The organism is Mucilaginibacter boryungensis (assembly GCF_015221995.1).
Classification (GTDB): Bacteria; Bacteroidota; Bacteroidia; order Sphingobacteriales; family Sphingobacteriaceae; genus Mucilaginibacter; species Mucilaginibacter boryungensis.
The window spans coordinates 762,423-781,168 of sequence record NZ_JADFFM010000002.1 but is presented as its reverse complement, the minus strand read 5'-3'; the positions used below and the strand labels follow the sequence as shown (position 1 = coordinate 781,168).

Here is an 18,746-nt window from a genome sequence, read left to right as displayed (position 1 = left end):
CAATAAAGAACAGGCGCCTGTAACCGCAGGCGCCTGTCAACAGAACACTTATGAAAAAACAATTCATACACCATCGCATAACAAACTATGTTAGCGTAACGGATGATATAGTGCTGTAAAATTGCGTAGTAACGGTGTTTATGTAAAGTAAGCATCGATGAATAGGCATTTTGTATAGATGAATGGGTTATACGCACTAAAGAATTATTTGGTTCGGGTTAATTTGTAAACGCTTCAGTATGACTGATATATTTTTTAAAAGATAAAAATGGCAGCCCTGAAAACGGCTTACACAAACATAGTCTCATCCTATACCCTAAGGCAAAAAAAGCGGCTGATCATCATTGTGATCAGCCGCTTTTTTAAATATATGATCTGCTAATTATCGCCGCTGAAATTCTGGCGAACCAATGATAATACCGGCTATTAAAGCATGCATATTGTTACCCTTATTATTAGCCATAGCATACACAGGCTTTGGCGGGGTTGGCGGCGGCGTTTGTGCCTTATTTTCAACAATGGCGCTCATCAGGGCCATATCGCCTGGCGCACCTGCTGTTGGTTTTTCGGCAGGCGGCGCCGGTTGCCGGGCTGCCTGGTTACCGGCACTATTTACTTTGGCAATCAGGGCGGGGTTGTTTAATAATGGCAAAAGCTGGGTGGTGGTTGCATCTGCGTTAACTTCGGGTAACAGCAACCGGCTATATAACTTTATAGCATCCTGCGGATTTTCAGATGGCTGATTGTTAAAAGTATTCAGGTTAACCTTAACACCCGCAATTTGCCCGGATGTAAGCGCAAGGCTAAAATCCATCCGGCTTAATAACGAACCTGTATTTATCCAATAAGTGCCCCTGTCGGGGAAGCCTGTCGGTGCCTGGTAATAATAAGCCTTTTCGCCCATTTTGGTCATCCAGTTAAATAACGGATAAGGATCTTTAATATCGGCATTTAATGCCCTGACCGCACTAATGGTTAACTCGAACGGAGACTTAGTTTTAACCAGCAAAGCTTTTTTATCCCAAAACTCGCGCGAGGTTACCATGGTGATCAATACCTGGCGTATATCGCCGTCGTGATCTGTAAAAGATTTAGCCATTTTGTTGATCAGGCTTTGCGGTGGGTTATCGCTCACGAAACGCACGGCCAGCTTACGCGAAATAAATTTAGCAGTAGACGGATGATGCGCCAGCATTTCCAGTAAGTCAATACCTTGCTGGTAGCCGTCGGCAGGGTTGGTGCTGGCGGCAAAGGTATGGCCCAATACTACTTTCTCGCCCTGGTCGTGCCGGTTTGGAGTGAAAAGGAAATCGCCCTCGTGCACATATCCCTTCGCTGCAAGGTTTTTTTCACCAATTCTGGCTACTAAACCCTTCATGGCGGCGCCATAAGCATTTTCGCTTATCGGGTAAACTGTCCAGCCGGTTAACACCCGGGCAGCCTGGGTTACATCCTGCTGGGTATATCCGCCGTCTACTCCTAAAGTATGCAGTTCCATTACTTCGCGGGCATAGTTTTCATTCAGCCCATTTACGTTTTTGCCCGGCTGGGTAAGTGTTTTAACAGGCTTCGCTGCCGATGGGGTAGGGCTGCCACCCATCATCATCATATCGCCGCCGGTATTGGGTTTGGTCTGCTGGATATTGCCGCCGTTCATCATCATGTCTGGCGTAGTTGTTTTGGCAACGGTATTTCCCCCCATCATCATATCAGGATTATTAGCGGCAGCCGGTTTGTGCGCGGCCTTAGGCAGTGTTGGCGGCGGAGGGCCTACACTGATAAAATTATCAAGATAATACAGCATTGCCGGCGATTTTGCCGACGCCAGGAGCATCTGATCAAACTTGCCCAATGCATTAGGCCTGATCACCTCGCGTTCGTAAGCCGGAATAAATTGCGCGCATTCGCCTTTGTAAAAAGACACATTGAAGTGGTTGAACCAAAAATTAGTTAATACTTCCTGCAATTGGTTATGTGTATAGGCCGCCCTTAAAATATGCTGATCTATAAACTGCTTATACAGCTCCTGGTCGGGTTTGAACCCTTTTTTATTCATATACGCCTGTATTTGCGCATTAAAAGCTTTTTTATCAACGGCTTTATCTACAGAATCTTTACTAATGGCGCTATCTTTTATAGCCAGCGTACGGACAACAAAGCCAGGTGGATATATTTTGCAAACGTCGGTATTACTTAAATTAATAGCATCATAGGCGCTTAGGCGTTTGTTGAGGGAATCATCGGGCAGGCTGGCCGATAGTTGCTGATCGAACCATTTTTCAAGTCCAATAGCCAGCACCGAATCTACCTGTCCCGGGGTACTGCCGTAAGTAAACCTGTCCAGTAAATGTTCGGCAGCTTGCCGTTCGGTTAGTCCGGCGTGTTTGTAAGGGAATTTGTACATTTTTACCGGCACCGGGCGCGTTAAAAACGACATTAGAAAGAACAGGCAGCAGGCCATAAGTACCACGCAGCCAAATTTTGGGGCATTTTTCATAAGGGTAGTGATAAAAACGTTTTCGATTAGACTATTTTGATCAGTAAAAGGTTTAATCAGTAGTTAAATAACAATCCATCAACAAGGAAGTTCGGGCAAGTGCGATTAATAAGCTCCGTTATTTCATTTGTTTTTGTTGAAGGCCCGGCAAATTATGCCCTTGCCTTTCCCATTGTTTTTCTCCTATATTTATCCATCTTTCCGTTATCTAAATGGCAAGCATTGGGATAACCCAATAATAATGAAATAATAGAGCGAGATGCGCGAAAGAGTAATGAAGCCCGGAAAAGCGGCAAAATATTTAAGGAATGTGTTTATCCTGTTCCTGCTGTTTACCTTTATGATGACAGCTGGCTCAGTTGTATTAAAATATTCTATCGGGCAAAAACTGGATGCATTGAGCGCCCGGTTGAAAGAGCCTTCACCACAACAAGATATCAGTGCTATTTTGTTAGACCTGAACAGTGCAGAAAATGATTTTCAACAAGCTAATTTGAACGGGCATGCTGACAAGTTAAAGGCGTATAAGTCTAAGCTTAACAATATTTTTGCCCGTATTAACCAGCTACTGATAAAATACCGGGCCGATAGTGCGCGTAATTTTCCCGGCAGGCGGCAACAAATCGCACGTTTGGTTGCTCAAAAGTTAATCATTTCCCAACGTGTCTTCAATCTGAAGCAGCACTTCGATTCGCTGTTAAAAGCCACCACACCGGCCAGTCTGCGCGCGCCAACCGTTAAAGTGAGGGTGCGAACAGACAAGGCAGATACAACCGTTAGTATAAGGCAGGAAGCAACCAAGAATAGCTTATTAAAGCGTTTAAAAGATGCGATAGTTAATAAAAACCAGGTTAAAGTATTAACCATCCGTGAAAAACAGCATCGCGATTCTGTACGCCATTCCCTGACGCCATCGCAATTACTGCAGCAACTTAACCGGCAAAATGCCTATTTATTACTGTCTAACGGGCAACTGATCGCTGCTAACCTAAACTTGCTGACACAGCTTCACCTGCTTTTACAACAATTGAAGGATATTGATCAATTTGCGTGGGAAGCAAGCAGGAATGAGGTGCTGCAGCAATACCAGTCGACAACGGCAGACATGGATCATTTTATTGGGGTGGCTATTACGCTTATCCTTATTTTTATTGTATTGCTTATCATTTATATCCGTAAGGCCGGGGAGGCTGAACAAAATTATTTGATGGAAAACGAAAGGGCAGTAGCACTGGCGGGCCAGAAATCGGAAATATTAGCTACCATGAGCCACGAGATAAGAAACCCGCTGACGGCTATTACCGGCGCTATTTATATGCTTAATAAAACCACCCTATCGCCAGATCAGGAGAAAAAAGTGGCGGCTATCAATCTTTCATCGGCTATGCTGATGGAAACGGTAAATAATATCCTGGATGTAAGCGCACTGGAGCATCAGCAGGGAGGGGTGTTGTTACGGGTTATCTTTACCCCTTTTAAGGTGCTGAAGGAAGCGGTAGAAAGCATGCACTTTATGGCAGAGAAAAAAGGGATACTGTTAAGCCTGAAATTCGATGGAGATGAAGATGCCCAGGTGGCAGGTGATATTTTTAAACTGAAACAGGTTATGGTTAACCTGCTAAGCAATGCCATTAAATATACCGATAAGGGTAGCGTTATTGTAATGGCAATATTAAACCAGGCCAATGCCCACAGTACCCTATTAGAGGTAAGCGTTAAAGATACAGGGATAGGAATTCCGAAAGAGCAGCAGGCGGGCTTATTTACCCGTTATTACCAAACCGGCGGCGGTCACCTAAAACCAGGTACGGGTTTGGGGCTGTATCTTTGCCGGCAACTGGTTAACCTGCAAGGCGGGACGATTAGTGTAGAAAGCGAAACCAGTAAGGGATGTGTTATCCATTTTACAATACCTTACCATAGCCATCCTCAATAATAGTAGAGCTATTGCCTCCTGAGGTGTTTGTGCTGGTTAATTGCAGGTGGGGTTAACCTATATTTATGTGTTAATTTCCGTTCTTAAAACGGTAGAGGTCGCTCAAACGCTATCCGGGAGAGGGTTCATCATGATCTTTTTCTTCTTCAGGTTTAAGTTCAGATTGGATCACTTCTTTCTCAAAGGTTTGCTCATCTTTACGATTGCGCCTAACCAGCCATATTACCAGCAACAGTATAACAATAATAAACAGGCCGGTTTCCCAATAATTTATATCCATGTTAGTTAATTTAACGAAACATTAAGAAAACATAGGCACACGTTTGTGTTTTTGATGCCTGGGCACATGTTTTTTAATCACATCATAAAGTGTTTGCAGGTCGAAAGGCTTTTTAACATATCCGTCAAAACCATACCTCTGATATTCCCGGTCGATCTCATTGTCGCAGCTAAACGCAATTACTGGCAGATTAGGGAAGTGCGCTTTGATCCAATGTGAAATTTGCCGGCCTGAATAATGGCCCAGCCAGCAATCCAGCAACACCAGTTTAGGGCGGTGCCGCCTGATCAGTTCCAGCATATTTTCGCGTTTATCGGTCAGGCTGTAAACCTTGTAACCTTCCATTTGCAAAGCGGTGGTAACCACGTCCAGGGTGGCAGCATTCGCTTCTTGTATCATGATCGTTTCCATAGGCTTTTAATTTAAGTAAAAGACAATTCCTGGAGCAGATATACAGTGCAGTTAAGCTTAATAAAGTTAGAAATAATTATTTATTTAAACGCAATTATTAAGTTATATAGTATTCCCGTATGCACTATTATGCCTGGATTAATTTCCACATTTGTGAGCAATGGCCTCCAGGATAATTAATTATGACACTGTACTGGTATTTAGGCATATGTGGTCAGCAAACGCCACATCTATAGCTTAAACTACAGCATAATCATTTTGGGGTAAGTCAACAATAAAAGTTGTACCGGCACCGGGCTTGCTTTGTACTTTAATTTTTCCGCCCAAGGTTTCAATCTGCGTTTTAACCATATATAACCCCATCCCTTTTCCGTCAACCGATGTATCAAAACGCCGGTACAGGCCAAAAAGCTTATCGCCGTTTTGTTTTAGGTCGATACCCTTGCCGTTATCCTCAAAATGAATACTGATCTTATCCTTTTTTTGGTAGCTGGTAATCTGCAGCAACAGTTTTTCTTCAGGCCGTTTGAATTTAATGCTATTAGATATCAGGTTATAAAAAACACTGTAGATATAATTTTTCAGGCTATGAATAGTATCCACGGCCTGGAAATCACATTTTATCTCTATCAGGCCCTGCTCTACATAACCATGAAAGGTTTCTTTAATATCTTCTGCTATTTGTTTAAGGCACACCTGTTCCATTTGTTCGTGCACCTGTTGTTTCACGTCTAATATCGTATTCAGGTCAATAATAACCTCATCAAGTTTTTGGATAGATGTGCCAAGGTCTGAAATTAGTTTTTTGGATTCCTGTTCATCATCGGGGCCAAGCATAAGCAACTGATATAAACCAATAATATTTGCTACGGGCGCCCGTAAATTATGAGAGATGATATAGGTAAACTGCTCCAGCTCTTTATTCCGCTGTATCAGGTTTTCGGCGGTTTGCATTAGTTCATCCCCGCTTATCTTCAGGTTGTCCTTCATGGTCAGCAGCGCTTTTCCTAAAACATCTTCATCGCTTAAGGGGGTAAATTTCCCCGTAAAATCCCGCCGGCCTATTTCGTCGGCAAAGGCGGTTGTTTCGCGTAGTTTGTTCGATAGGTCATTTACCGCATTAACCATGTTACCTATTTCATCGCGGCTTGCGGGCAGGTGAACCGTATCCAGTTTGCCTTTTCCAAGGTCATTAACCATCTTAATAATAAGGTTGATGGGTTGCGTAATAATAGCCGTCAGATAAGAAGATAAGAAAATGCCTGTTATAACAATAATGATAGCCAGTACCAAGATCATTGTTCTTAACCTCATGGAATACGATTCCAGGTGTTGAAACTCGCGTGTTTTTATTTCCCGCGCATCAGCATTAACGCGGTCAAGTAATTTCAGCAATTGTGCAGTACGGGGGATCACTTCGTCTTCAACTTCCTGTTCAGCAGTGAACTTGATCACCGGGTCATCGTAATCCGTAAATTTCCCCAGCGAAGCCATAAGTTGCCTTTCTACAGCCAGCAGGTTTTCAAAGCCAGTGAATACCTGTTGCAGGCTATCGGTCATTTTGGGCTGGCCCAACTGCTTAAACAGGCTGTTCAGCCTTTTTTTAAGCGCCGGATATTTAACTTTATGCAGTTGTTTCAGCGCTTGTTTGTCCTCCTGGTTAGAGCGCAGAAAAACCCAGTTGGTGGTGTACATTTTAGATTCGATAAGCAAACTCCTGAAATCGCTCAATCCCTGCTGGGAGGGGTCAATCAATGTCGAAATATGCTCGGACAGTTTTTTACTTTTATTTAAAGTAAAATTGGTGACAAGGCCGTTGATCACAAACAACAGTACCAGGATCAGGAAACTCCAGTAAATTCGGTTGCGTATACTTATCCCCATCAATTTTTATATTAGAAATGAAAGTTGAGACCTCCCATGATCCTGATAGGATCTTCAGGCTGGCCATAAAAAAGCTCGGTATCTTTCTTAGTCAGATCCATAAGATAACTTACGCTCCGGTAATGCTGATTTAAGGCATTGCTAACATTTATAAATACCGAGAAACGTTTGCCAAACGTATATCGTGCAGATAGGTTCAACAAGGCATAACCCGAAATTGTTTGAAAATGGATATCTGAACCCACCGTATCCCTCGCGCTGGGAAGGTTTTGCCTGCCCATCAGCAAAAGCCGTGGCGAGAAAGTAAACCTGCCAGCCTGCATATCCGTACCTATGCGGAACATCCAGGGCGAAATAAACGGAAGCTCCGCATCGTAATGGCCCTCCTGGTTTTCTGTTTTGGGGTCATCGGTTTCACCACCAACGTAACTTAATGATGCATAGCTATTTAAAAACACGTCTCCAATGCTGTGTTTTAAGTTAAACTGTAGGCTTCCGCCGTAATTTTCCTGCCGTCCCTGATTAATGAACACTTCGGCGTAATCAACAGGCATGCCATCAAAAGTATTATGGTACAACCGGGTAGATTCGTTGTCATCGGCTGTTGTATGCAAGCCTGTCGATACCGCGAAATAACCATCTGCGGTGATCGTAAAATTATCGGTCAGGTATTGGCGGACATTCAACTCAAAGTTATGTGCCCGGATAGGTTTCAAATCCGGATTTGGCAAGTGCAAAAAGGAAGAGCGAAAGGTACGGCCCGAGTCGGTCGTTGTAAACGATCCGTATTGTATATAGCTGTCGGATGGGGCCGGCGCCAGGTAGGCGCTGCCATATAGCAGCTTAACGGTAGTTGCAGGCAAGGGCTTATACACCATTCCCAGGCGGGGGGTAAAACTGCTGCCATAACGCGAATTATAATCATGCCGGGCGCCCAGGGTAAAGCTAAGCTGTTTTAAAGGGGTAAACTGTGCCTGTAAATAATTACCAAGGTTAAAGTAATTAATATTATAAAACTTGGCAGGTAAGCCTTCTGGCCTGTAATAGCTTTCGGTGCCGGCATAACTTCCTTCTATGTTTCCTTTAGTATTAACCGGCTGGTCCAGGTCGGCGCTTTGCGGTATGGAGTTAAAGCTTTCATAACTGACCCCAGCGGTCAGGTTTAATTTATCCGACGCTTTATAATCCAATTGCTGTTCTGCCTTAACATTGGTAGAAACCGAATATTTATACACGGGCTCCATGCTGGTGAACATATTCCGGTAATTCGATTCGGGATCGAGCGTATAATTGCTGGCCGTTAGCGAACTGCTTGAAACAAACCGGTTGAATACTTTTTTATAAGCCGCGTTAGCCGTGGTTACATGCTGCCCAAGAAAAACGTTTTTATTATAAACGGTGTTATTGGTATTATTACTATAAGCGCTGGGTGTACGGGTATAATTAGAGAAAACCGAAAAGGTAAACCCATCCAGGCTTAAAGCCGCGTAAATGTTATAGGCGCTTGTAGGTGCCTGGTAGGCCGGCGTTACCGGTGCCACCGGTTTTATAACCCCGTAAACGGTATTGAATGTACCTGTTTGTAAAGGTGTGATACTTAATTGAGGATCATTGGGGTAGATCTTGGTATAATCGGGCTGCGCATTATAATTGTATTGCCCCGATACAGTTAAGCTGGCGTTTGTCCCTAATTTTTTGGCCAGAAATAAGGTATTGTTGATATAACCATAAGTACCGGCCATTGCATTGGCATCTACGGTGATGTTTTTACCGGCCGGCAGTTTTTTGGTAATAATATTGATTACCCCCGAAACAGCATCAGCCCCGTATAGCGCCGAGGCGGGGCCATACATCACCTCCACCTGCTCTGCCAGGTTCACCGGGTAGTTTTCCATTACCGGGATGGCCTCATTAGTGGGCGACGATATCTTAACGCCATCCAGCAGTATTACAAAATTTTGCTGTCCCTGGATACCCCTCACGGTGATGCTGTTTCCCGAACCGGGGTATATTTTATCATCCAGCTTCATATCCGGCAGGTCAACGATCAGATCAAGCAACGACTGGTAGCCACGCGTGCGGATCTGGTCTTTGCTAACCACCGTCACGGTTGCAGGCGCCGTCCCCGAGTTTTGGGAGGTTTTGCTGGCGGTTACCACCTTAACATCCAAAAGCCCTTTTAGGCTTAAATCCTCCAGTTTTGTAGTGTCATGCTGTCCGTAGCCTGTGGTGTATACCAGCAAAAGCAGGAAAGAAAAGCAAAAGGTCCGGGAAAAATTCATCTTCATGATTTAATATACAATAGTGGCCAGTTTAAGTAGTTCGGAAGCGATATTGAGGCTTCGGGATAACACGTTATTCTTATTGATCTCCAGTTTTAAATGTTCATCAACGATAATGAAATTTATACACGAGCCCTTTTTAGCCAGCCCGTTCTCCTCTGTAATGAGTAAAACGGGCTGGTCTTGGGTGAGCAACGAGATCCTTTTCAGGCTCCGGCTTTCGTCCTGACTGATAAAAAGCATTTGACATGTGTAAGATGCGGCGCCCGGGGATACTTTTTTTACAACGATCTTTTGATTACCAACAGATTTGTTGGCGGTTAACGTGCCAAGTTCCTCATATAAAGGAGAATCGCCCAAAACGCCAATAACAAAATCCCCCGTCTGTTTACTTTCGGGCCATTCAATGTATTTGGTGAAACGGTATATAATATTGGCGTGTACCTTATAATCGGTTGCAAGCTGTGCGCTACAGGTTTTAGCAAAACCTAACAACACAATGCTTAAACAAACCTGTTTTAAAAAGCTTGTTAAACAGTTATGTATAGACAAAATATATTTAAGACAAAATCAATAAATTAAACTTGTAATTTAATTTGTATACGCATAAGCACAAAAAAAAGTTATTCACAAGCCCAATAAATATATTTTTCGTAATATTTTGATAAGTTGCTGATTGCCTTGATGTTGCTGTTGGCTATAAAATGATGCGGGGTAAAAACTATCCGCCCGCACATTTAAAAACCTCTTTTAACCGGCCGTTTTATGCGTTATCTGTTGGTTTTTTCGCGAATTGTTTGGACGTAGCTATAGTAGCTTCTTATAAAAGATGAAGCCAATTATGCCCATGATCAGCACCTTCGCGCACCTGTTATCTTAAAACTTCTCCAGCATCATTTTCTCCAGGGCAAACATTTCATCGCGCAGTTTAGCGGCCAGTAAAAAGTCCATATCCTTGGCGGCAGCCATCATCTGTTTTTTGGTGTTATCGATAGATTTTTGCAGGTCTTTTTTGCTCATGTACTGCACAATTGGGTCGGCAGCCAGGGTGTTGATCACACTTTCTTCTTCTATATAAGCTTTCTGTACCCCCCCTACAAAGTCCATTACCGATGTTTGTTCAATAATAGCCTCCCTTGATTTGCCTACCGTGCGTGGTGTAATGCCATGTTCAGCATTATAAGCCATCTGTTTTTCGCGGCGGCGGTTGGTTTCGTCAATGGTAATACGCATCGAATCGGTTATGGTATCGGCATACATAATTACCCGGCCGCGGTCGTTACGTGCGGCGCGACCAATAGTTTGTATCAGCGAACGCTCTGATCTTAGGAAACCTTCCTTATCCGCATCCAAAATTGCTACCAGCGAAACTTCGGGTAAATCTAAGCCTTCACGTAATAAATTAATACCTATCAGTACGTCAAATTCGCCTAAACGCAGTCCGCGCAAAATTTCCACGCGTTGTAATGTTTTTACTTCCGAGTGGATATAACGGCATTTAATACCCAGACGGTCCATGTATTTGGCCAGTTCTTCGGCCATGCGTTTGGTTAAGGTGGTCACCAGCACACGGTCGCCCATTTTAATGGTTTTATCTACCTCATCTAACAGGTCATCTACCTGGTTTATTACCGGGCGTACATCAATCACAGGGTCCAGCAAACCAGTGGGGCGTATTACCTGTTCAACCACCACGCCGCCCGATTTTTCCAGTTCAAAATCGCCGGGGGTAGCGCTTACGTATAAAGTTTGCGGCGCTAAACGCTCAAACTCCTGGAAGTTAAGCGGGCGGTTATCCAGTGCTGCCGGCAGGCGGAAGCCATAATCCACCAACGATATTTTTCGCGAACGGTCACCGCCATACATGGCACGAATTTGCCCTACGGTTACGTGGCTTTCATCTATCACCATTAAATAATCTTCAGGGAAATAATCCAGCAGACAGAATGGCCTGGCGCCGGGGGCGCGCCCATCAAAAAAGCGCGAGTAGTTTTCGATACCCGAACAATAGCCCAGTTCGCGGATCATCTCCAGGTCGTAATTGGTGCGTTCTTCCAGGCGTTTGGCTTCCAGGAAGCGGCCATCAGCAATAAACTGCTTTTTACGTGTTTCCAGTTCCTCTTGTATAGCCCAGATAGATTGCGTGAACCTGTCGCGCGGGGCTACATACAGGTTGGCAGGATAAACCACCATATGGGTCATTTTCTCAACCGTTTTGCCATTTGCGGGATCGAAGGTGCTTAGTTCCTCAATATCATCGCCAAAAAAGGAAATCCGGTAAGCATAATCTAAATAAGCGGGGAATATTTCTACGTTATCACCTTTCACCCGGAAGGTACCGCGCTTAAAATCGGCAGTGGTGCGGGCGTATAAAATTTCAACCAGCCGGTGCAGGAAAGCATTACGACTGATACGCGTACCCACCGCGAATTTAAATACCGAGTTGGCAAAATCTTCGGGGTTACCCATACCATAAATGCAGGATATGGACGATACCACGATAATATCGCGCCTGCCCGACATGAGCGCAGAGGTAGTACGCAGGCGCAGTTTTTCAATCTCCTGGTTTATTTGCAGGTCCTTTTCTATATAAGTATTGCTGGAGGGGATAAAGGCCTCGGGCTGGTAATAATCGTAGTAAGAAACAAAGTAGTTCACCGCGTTTTCGGGGAAAAACTGTTTCATTTCGCCATATAGTTGCGCAGCCAGCGTTTTATTATGGCTCAGTATCAGTGTGGGCTTTTGTGTCTGCTGTATCACGTTGGCCACGGTAAACGTTTTACCCGAACCGGTTACGCCTAAAAGCGTCTGGAACGGATCGCCGTTGTTTACGCCTTCCACTAATTGACGGATGGCTTCCGGCTGATCGCCGGTGGGTTGATATATCGAGGTTAGCTTAAAATCCATTTGATAAACAAAAATACGTTTTAGCGATTAGAGATTAGTTAATCGGTGATTAGTTTTACATTGTAATTATCCATCTCATCATACAAAATAAATAGCAGCTAAAGACAACCCTATGTCAGCAGCATTTGTATTAATTTACTGGAACATTCAATTAGCAAGAATGTTATATTTACTTTAATAAGTAACTAATCTCTAATCAACCAGTCACTAATCACTGACAAATGATTTTCATCCTGAACAAAACCAACTCCATTGCCAACCGCTTTTTGGCCGAGCTGCGTGACATAAATATACAGCAAGACCGGCTGCGTTTTAAGCGTAACCAGGAAAGGCTGGGCGAGATATTGGCCTACGAGATCAGCAAAAAGCTAAAATATACAGAAGCAGAGGTGCAAACCCCATTGGGCACAGCTAACGTGAATTATCCGGCGGAACACCCGGTTATTGGTACCATTCTGCGGGCAGGCTTGCCGTTTCAACAGGGTTTTTTAAACTTCTTTGACAAATCTGACGGTGCATTTATTACCGCCTACCGCAAAGTGAAAAAGAATGGCGAGTTTATTATCCAGATAGACCATATCAGTACCCCCAACCTTGATAATACCACGCTGATACTTTGCGATACCATGCTCGCTACGGGGCAAAGTGTTGTGCAGGTTTGTAAAGAACTGATGGCAACTTACACTATTAAAACCCTGCATATAGCCGCCGTAATTGCCAGTACCGAGGGTATTGAACATGTACGTGCCAACCTGCCTAAAGCCAACATTTGGGTTTGCGCGGTTGATGAGGAAATGACCACCAAGGCTTACATTGTGCCCGGTTTAGGCGATGCGGGTGATTTGGCTTTTGGGGAGAAGGTTTAGGGGGTTTCGGATTTCGGATGTTTGATTTAGATATATATATTATATCGAATTGCGATAAATATATATTAATTATCGGTAAAATTTGTTACTATTGTGCAACCTAATTGTATAATGGTATGAAATTCACAATTAACACCTACCACCTAATTATCATTTTGATTGCCATTTTGTGCATTGTTTACTATCCTCACTTTTTTGGAGAGCCTGTTTCAAACGGTACTGCTTATATTATCGAAAATACCTCAAAACCGATTGATCCTGATATACCGGCGGATCTTCCGCACAATAAATATATTGTACTAAAGGAGAAAACCCAGCATGTACGTGATATTAAAAATGGTGACTGGTACCATGGAAGCGGTACCCAGTTTGGGTACATTATAGGTACTGACGAAGCATTAATTTGCGATACATGTACAGTAGCTAATACAAAGCTTGAAGCGGTAGGTAAAAAGCAATACTACATTACACTACCTGGTTGGCTGTTGAAACAGGATGCCAATCATGACTGGTATATAGATTCAACAAGGTTTTATGTAGAGAAAGAACAATCATATGTTCGCAAACCAGTTGTAGATCGCGCAAAAAAGACAGGACGGGACTGGTATTATAAAACGCATTTCATGAATACTCCTGTTAAATTTCGTTACAATAGGGAGAAGAACTGTGTAATGATTCCCGTTACTAAACTAACTAAACAAATATGCAGTTATATAATATTTGGCCTGGGCGTTTTGTTTGTTGTATGTTGGTTTGCTTTAATTATAGAATTTGTCAAGTTTGTGATATCTCTTTCAAAAGGATTGGCATTTACTGAAATCAATATCACCCGGCTCTTGATCATTGCGCTGGGCTTAATTGCCATCCCCGTGATGGACTTTTTGCTTACGCTAATAATGCGGTTAATATTTAGCAGTTATCTTACCAACGATGTTAAACTCAATGCGGCTGTATACAGCAATTCATGGCAAACACTATGTGGAGGAATTGTATTTTTGATGCTTTTTAAAGCCTTTAAACAAGGAAAGGCACTGAAAGAAGAAAATGAGTTAACTGTTTAGCTATGCCTATAATTGTAAATTTAGATGTAATGATGGCTAAGCGGAAAATGTCGTTGACGGAACTTAGCGAAAAGGTAGGCATTACCATGGCCAATTTATCCATACTTAAAACAGGTAAAGCAAAAGCAGTGCGGTTTGAAACCCTGGAAACGATATGCCGCGTTTTAAATTGCCAGCCGGGTGATATATTAGAGTTTGTTGAAGAATAGGTTTTGTTGGGACGTTATAATTTCAAATTTGTTGGCGTATTTTTGAACTGATGAATAATTCCGAAATCCCAAATCCGCAATCCGAAATCAAACAATACACCCACATTTTCTTCGATCTTGACCATACTATTTGGGATTTTGACAAAAACGCCGAGGAAACCCTGCACGAGTTATATGGTGTTTACCAATTGAAGGATCTGGGATTGCATTCGGCCGATCTGTTTATTGAAACTTATACACGCAACAATCACCAGCTTTGGGCCGATTATCATTTGGGCAAAGTAACCAAGCAACACCTGCGCGAAATGCGTTTCAAAAAAACCTTTCTCGATTTAGGCCTGCACCCCGATGTGATTCCAGTTGCGTTTGAGGATGATTACGTGCGCATATGCCCCACTAAAACAAACCTGTTTCCAGATGCGCACGAGACCCTGCAATATCTTCATGGTAAATATCCGCTTTACCTGATATCCAACGGTTTCAAAGAATCGCAGGATACGAAGATCAATACTACGGATATAGGGAAATACTTTAAAGGGATCATCATATCCGAACTGGTAGGCGCTAATAAGCCCGACAAAGCCATCTTTCAGCATGCGCTTGACCTGGCCGGAGCCACTAAACAAGGAAGCCTTATGATAGGCGACAGCCTGGAAGCCGACGTTATGGGTGCGCTTAACTTTGGGATGGATGCTATTTATTTTAATCCATTAGGACTGGAAAAACCAGCCGATGTGCCTATGCAAATAACCCGGCTAAAGGAGTTAACTTTACTGTTATGAAAATAACCGACGAGCGTAAACGAACTGAAGCTGTGCTGGATATTTATCGCAGCAAGGTGGATACCATCCCCGATAATGTTTGGGATAGGACACCGCCGGGTGGCGGCTGGTCTTTTGCCGAGGTTTATTCTCATATTATGCAGGGTACGCTGCTATCAACCAAAGCAGCCGAGCGCTGCACCCAAAGTAATTGCAGGCCTACCAACAATAAAATGAACTTGCTGGGCAGGTTTACCCTATTCTTCGGTACGTTTCCGCCCGTTAAACTAAAAGAGCCTGCGCGGGTGGCTGAAAAAATGCCTGCCTTGAAGATAACCAAGGAAGAGGCCCGTAACATGATCATTAAATGCCGGCAACGGCTGGAAGCTATAATACCGCTGATACTTAACCCTGAAAACCACGGCCGCATTGCGCATCCGCGCATGGGTATGATGACCGCGGGACAATGGCTCAAGTTTATCCGCATCCATTTACAGCATCATTTGAAGCAAATAAAGCGAATTGAAAATAAATTTTCGATTTAGTGCAACTTTTAACATTTAACACAGTCTTAACATTATAATAATTTAAAAACGTGAACTTTGTTAAAATTTGTAAGCCATGCATTTTGATTACCTGCTTGTTGCTGCCCTGATTTTGTTTGTACTGCTGTTTTACGCCAGCCCGTACGAATTTAAAACACTGGAGGATGATGACGACGAATAGTCGGCAACATACATTCGAACAAAAATATTTCTGCCGGTTTATTCAACCGGTCGGACAAACACCCCCTCAATTTTAATGGCAAAACGCGAAGTAGATATTGTCATTATATCCGATGTGCACTTAGGCACATATGGCTGTCACGCCAAAGAACTGCTAAAATACCTTAAAAGTATAAAGCCAAAAGTATTGATACTGAACGGAGATATTATAGATATCTGGCAGTTCAGCAAATCGTACTGGCCCGAGGCGCACATGAAAGTAGTACGTCGCATTATGAAATTTATTACCGAGGGCATCCCGGTATATTACCTTACCGGTAACCACGATGAAATGCTGCGCAAGTTTGCCGATTTTAACCTGGGTACCTTCCAGTTGCTGAATAAACTGGTGCTGAACGTAGACGGGAAAAAAGCCTGGATATTTCATGGCGATGTGTTTGATGTAACCATGCAGCACTCCAAATGGCTGGCCAAGCTTGGCGCGGTTGGCTACGATACCCTAATACTGATCAATAGCCTGACGAACTGGTTCCTCACCAAAATGGGGCGGCCTAAAATGAGTTTTTCGCAAAAAGTAAAGGCTAAATTTAAGGACGCGGTAAAATTCATCAATCAATTTGAACAGACGGCTGCCGACTTGGCTGTGAACAAAGGGTACGATTATGTTATCTGCGGGCATATTCACCATGCCGAGATCAGGACGGTCAATTCGACTGAAAACAATGGTTCGGTGGTATATTTAAATTCAGGTGACTGGGTAGAAAGCCTTAGCGCGCTGGAATATCACAATAAGGAATGGAAAGTGTTTACTTATCGCCCTGATGATTTTAACACCGAACCCGACGAAGAGGATAAAACCGATGCCGAAGACCTGGAAGCTAAAATGGACGTGAACATACTGCTGCAAAGGTTCAGGCAGGAGGTTTAGGTTGTTGTAAGGTTATAAAGTCTTAAGAAACCACCTTGCACTCTGTGGTTAAATCCTACGTTACATTTTCCTATATTGGCCGCATCAATCAACCATGAAAATTCTTTTCGCTATACAGGGTACAGGGAACGGCCACATCAGTCGTGCGCGCGAGATTGTACCGCTATTGCAGCAATATGGCGATGTTGACTTGCTGGTAAGCGGCACCGAGGCCGAGGTTTCCCTATCGCAGCCGTTAAAGTATAAGTTTCATGGCTTTAGTTTTGTATTTGGCACCACCGGTGGGGTGGATAACTGGGCTACGTTTAAACTGATGAACCTGCCGCGCCTGTTTAGCGATATGGCCAAGTTGCCGCTAAAAAATTACGACCTTATTGTTAACGATTTTGAACCTGTAAGTGCATGGGCCTGCAAGTTACGGGGCATCCCATCGGTATCATTAAGCCACCAATGCTCGTTCGTATCGCCAAATACGCCAAGGGTAGGGCATTCAGGCTTTGCCGAATTTGTGTTCAAGCATTATTCGCCTACCACCTATCATATCGGTTTTCATTTTGAAAAATACGCCGATTTTATCCATACCCCGGTTATCCGCAGCGAAATACGCAAAATGGAAACAGGCAACCAGGACCACTATACCGTTTACCTGCCTGCTTACGATGCAAAATTCCTATCGCAGGAACTGCAAAAAACTGACGTGGAATGGCATGTATTCAGCAAGCGGGCTAAAACTGCTTATCGCGAGGGTAATGTGCATATCATTCCGGTTGATAATGAAAGTTTTAACATGAGTTTGGCCAACGGGCGCGGTTTACTTACCGGTGGCGGGTTTGAAGGGCCGGCCGAGGCTATGTACCTGGGTAAAAAAGTAATGATGATACCCATGAAAGGCCAGTACGAACAGCAATGCAATGCCCTGGCAGCGTCTAAATTGGGTGTGCCGGTAGTACACGAAATTAATAGCCAGTTCCACGCTGAGCTGGAAAAGTGGCTAAACTTGAAAAACGGCCCCCAGGTGAATTTCCCCGATGAAACCGCGCAGATAGTGGATGCGATGGTGAAGAAATACGCACGATAACTACACCCAATAAAATTTATTTAACAGCGGGTAAAACATATCTACGAAATTTTCGTAGATATGTAATGATTTGTATATTAGTTACCATATTAACCCTTACCGCTATGAAATTCAATTTAAGCAAACCTTACCTTATTACCCTATTAACCGCAATAACAGCGATCAACACCTCGGCGCAAAAACTCCCTTCCGAGCAAAAAGAAAGTTTTTACGCTCCACCTGGCTTAAAAATAGATGGTAAAACTACCGAATGGGGTAACAAGTTCCAGGCGCACAATAATGCCACTATGTTATTTTACACCATGGCCAATGATAATGATAATTTGTACCTGGTAATGCAAACTGACCAACAGGCCGCCACCGATAAGATATTCCACGGGGGTATAACGCTGGAAGTGATATGCCGCGATAAAGGGAAAAAACTGAAACCGGTTAAAATAACTTTCCCCCTGGTAAGTTTAACCGAACGATCGGAGATTGTTCCCCTGCGCGATAAAAAGAATAATGCCGATAGTGTCGCCGCGGTGGTAAATGCCAGGTTACAAACTTTTGCAAAGCATATTGCTATTGAGGGTTTGGATGGCCTTACTGACCCTGATGTATCGGTTTATAATGACCTGGGCTTAAAAGCCGCCGCCCGGGTTGATGGCAGCCGTGCAGTATCATTTGAATTTCAGGTGCCATTGAAATATATTAGATCATTAATGGGGGACGAATCTTCCTTCGATTATCGAATAATAGTAAACGGTGCCAAATTGGAACCGGGAACCATTGTAATAAATGGTTCGTCGCTAAGTGGCGGCGCAGCGCGGGTGTCATTAAGTGGGAGCGCCGATGCTAACCCAATATTTAGTCCAACATATTTAAAGGCAAGTTACATATTGGCTAAAAAACAAAGATGACTAATGACTAATGACCAAT

General features: G+C 43.5%; 16 protein-coding genes. 9 read left to right on the top strand and 7 right to left on the bottom strand.

The features are described from left to right. Positions 1-382: 382 nt before the first annotated feature. Complete coding sequence (locus tag IRJ18_RS16365; RefSeq protein ID WP_194107380.1) at positions 383-2,497, bottom strand: DUF1800 domain-containing protein; 2,115 nt, start codon at positions 2,495-2,497, stop codon at positions 383-385. Positions 2,498-2,756: 259 nt separating this feature from the next. Between IRJ18_RS16365 and IRJ18_RS16360 the strand changes: the two genes are divergently transcribed. Further along, positions 2,757-4,433 carry a sensor histidine kinase gene (locus IRJ18_RS16360; protein ID WP_194107379.1) on the top strand — a complete coding sequence of 559 codons (1,677 nt, stop codon included), beginning with the start codon at positions 2,757-2,759 and terminating at the stop codon, positions 4,431-4,433. A 109-nt stretch (positions 4,434-4,542) separates the two neighbouring features. Here the strand turns inward: IRJ18_RS16360 and IRJ18_RS16355 are convergent, their stop codons facing one another. From IRJ18_RS16355 to uvrB, 6 genes are all read right to left on the bottom strand, one after another. Then, positions 4,543-4,713 (bottom strand): hypothetical protein, encoded by a 171-nt coding sequence (locus IRJ18_RS16355; protein ID WP_194107378.1) that lies wholly within the window; start codon positions 4,711-4,713, stop codon positions 4,543-4,545. 21 nt (positions 4,714-4,734) lie between these two features. Continuing rightward, positions 4,735-5,124: a response regulator gene (locus IRJ18_RS16350; protein ID WP_194107377.1), complete on the bottom strand. Its 390-nt coding sequence runs from the start codon at positions 5,122-5,124 to the stop codon at positions 4,735-4,737. 237 nt (positions 5,125-5,361) lie between these two features. Continuing rightward, a complete protein-coding gene (locus tag IRJ18_RS16345; protein ID WP_194107376.1) occupies positions 5,362-7,008 on the bottom strand; it encodes a sensor histidine kinase in 1,647 nt (548 codons plus the stop codon). 11 nt (positions 7,009-7,019) lie between these two features. Continuing rightward, the gene (locus IRJ18_RS16340) at positions 7,020-9,296 is read right to left on the bottom strand and encodes a TonB-dependent receptor plug domain-containing protein (protein WP_194107375.1); all 2,277 of its coding nucleotides are present in this window, start codon (positions 9,294-9,296) and stop codon (positions 7,020-7,022) included. 3 nt (positions 9,297-9,299) lie between these two features. Then, on the bottom strand, positions 9,300-9,842 hold the full coding sequence (locus IRJ18_RS16335) for a YfiR family protein (protein WP_194107374.1): 543 nt from the start codon (positions 9,840-9,842) through the stop codon (positions 9,300-9,302). A gap of 324 nt (positions 9,843-10,166) precedes the next feature. Beyond that, positions 10,167-12,197, bottom strand: coding sequence for an excinuclease ABC subunit UvrB (gene uvrB / locus IRJ18_RS16330; RefSeq protein WP_194107373.1), 2,031 nt, complete (start codon positions 12,195-12,197; stop codon positions 10,167-10,169). A gap of 221 nt (positions 12,198-12,418) precedes the next feature. Here uvrB and upp point away from each other — a divergent pair, with 221 nt between their 5' ends. The 8 genes from upp (at position 12,419) to IRJ18_RS16290 (ending at position 18,727) form a co-directional block, all read left to right on the top strand. Next, positions 12,419-13,063, top strand: a complete 645-nt coding sequence (gene upp / locus IRJ18_RS16325) for a uracil phosphoribosyltransferase (RefSeq protein ID WP_194107372.1) — start codon at positions 12,419-12,421, stop codon at positions 13,061-13,063. A 116-nt stretch (positions 13,064-13,179) separates the two neighbouring features. After that, on the top strand, positions 13,180-14,124 hold the full coding sequence (locus tag IRJ18_RS16320) for a DUF2975 domain-containing protein (RefSeq protein WP_194107371.1): 945 nt from the start codon (positions 13,180-13,182) through the stop codon (positions 14,122-14,124). Between the two features lie 2 nt (positions 14,125-14,126). Then, positions 14,127-14,333 (top strand): helix-turn-helix domain-containing protein, encoded by a 207-nt coding sequence (locus IRJ18_RS16315; RefSeq protein WP_194107370.1) that lies wholly within the window; start codon positions 14,127-14,129, stop codon positions 14,331-14,333. Between the two features lie 50 nt (positions 14,334-14,383). After that, on the top strand, positions 14,384-15,115 hold the full coding sequence (locus IRJ18_RS16310) for a YjjG family noncanonical pyrimidine nucleotidase (RefSeq protein ID WP_194107369.1): 732 nt from the start codon (positions 14,384-14,386) through the stop codon (positions 15,113-15,115). Next, entirely contained in the window at positions 15,112-15,639 is a 528-nt protein-coding gene (locus tag IRJ18_RS16305; protein WP_194107368.1) for a DinB family protein, read from the top strand. Before IRJ18_RS16310 ends, IRJ18_RS16305 begins: the two co-directional genes overlap by 4 nt. A 256-nt stretch (positions 15,640-15,895) precedes the next feature. Beyond that, positions 15,896-16,747 (top strand): UDP-2,3-diacylglucosamine diphosphatase, encoded by an 852-nt coding sequence (locus IRJ18_RS16300; RefSeq protein ID WP_194107367.1) that lies wholly within the window; start codon positions 15,896-15,898, stop codon positions 16,745-16,747. A gap of 94 nt (positions 16,748-16,841) precedes the next feature. After that, the gene (locus tag IRJ18_RS16295; RefSeq protein WP_194107366.1) at positions 16,842-17,825 is read left to right on the top strand and encodes a glycosyltransferase family protein; all 984 of its coding nucleotides are present in this window, start codon (positions 16,842-16,844) and stop codon (positions 17,823-17,825) included. Positions 17,826-17,929: 104 nt separating this feature from the next. Further along, a complete protein-coding gene (locus tag IRJ18_RS16290; protein WP_194107365.1) occupies positions 17,930-18,727 on the top strand; it encodes a hypothetical protein in 798 nt (265 codons plus the stop codon). The last annotated feature ends 19 nt before the right edge of the window (positions 18,728-18,746 follow it).

Coding starts and splice junctions, on each gene's coding strand:
- IRJ18_RS16360 (WP_194107379.1), top strand. CDS start 2,757: ATGCGCGAAAGAGTAATGAAGCCCGGAAAAGCGGCAAAATATTTAAGG.
- IRJ18_RS16315 (WP_194107370.1), top strand. CDS start 14,127: ATGCCTATAATTGTAAATTTAGATGTAATGATGGCTAAGCGGAAAATG.
- IRJ18_RS16355 (WP_194107378.1), bottom strand. CDS start 4,713: ATGGATATAAATTATTGGGAAACCGGCCTGTTTATTATTGTTATACTG.
- IRJ18_RS16350 (WP_194107377.1), bottom strand. CDS start 5,124: ATGGAAACGATCATGATACAAGAAGCGAATGCTGCCACCCTGGACGTG.
- IRJ18_RS16290 (WP_194107365.1), top strand. CDS start 17,930: ATGAAATTCAATTTAAGCAAACCTTACCTTATTACCCTATTAACCGCA.
- IRJ18_RS16310 (WP_194107369.1), top strand. CDS start 14,384: ATGAATAATTCCGAAATCCCAAATCCGCAATCCGAAATCAAACAATAC.
- IRJ18_RS16340 (WP_194107375.1), bottom strand. CDS start 9,296: ATGAAGATGAATTTTTCCCGGACCTTTTGCTTTTCTTTCCTGCTTTTG.
- IRJ18_RS16300 (WP_194107367.1), top strand. CDS start 15,896: ATGGCAAAACGCGAAGTAGATATTGTCATTATATCCGATGTGCACTTA.
- IRJ18_RS16305 (WP_194107368.1), top strand. CDS start 15,112: ATGAAAATAACCGACGAGCGTAAACGAACTGAAGCTGTGCTGGATATT.
- IRJ18_RS16365 (WP_194107380.1), bottom strand. CDS start 2,497: ATGAAAAATGCCCCAAAATTTGGCTGCGTGGTACTTATGGCCTGCTGC.
- IRJ18_RS16295 (WP_194107366.1), top strand. CDS start 16,842: ATGAAAATTCTTTTCGCTATACAGGGTACAGGGAACGGCCACATCAGT.
- uvrB (WP_194107373.1), bottom strand. CDS start 12,197: ATGGATTTTAAGCTAACCTCGATATATCAACCCACCGGCGATCAGCCG.
- upp (WP_194107372.1), top strand. CDS start 12,419: ATGATTTTCATCCTGAACAAAACCAACTCCATTGCCAACCGCTTTTTG.
- IRJ18_RS16320 (WP_194107371.1), top strand. CDS start 13,180: ATGAAATTCACAATTAACACCTACCACCTAATTATCATTTTGATTGCC.
- IRJ18_RS16345 (WP_194107376.1), bottom strand. CDS start 7,008: ATGGGGATAAGTATACGCAACCGAATTTACTGGAGTTTCCTGATCCTG.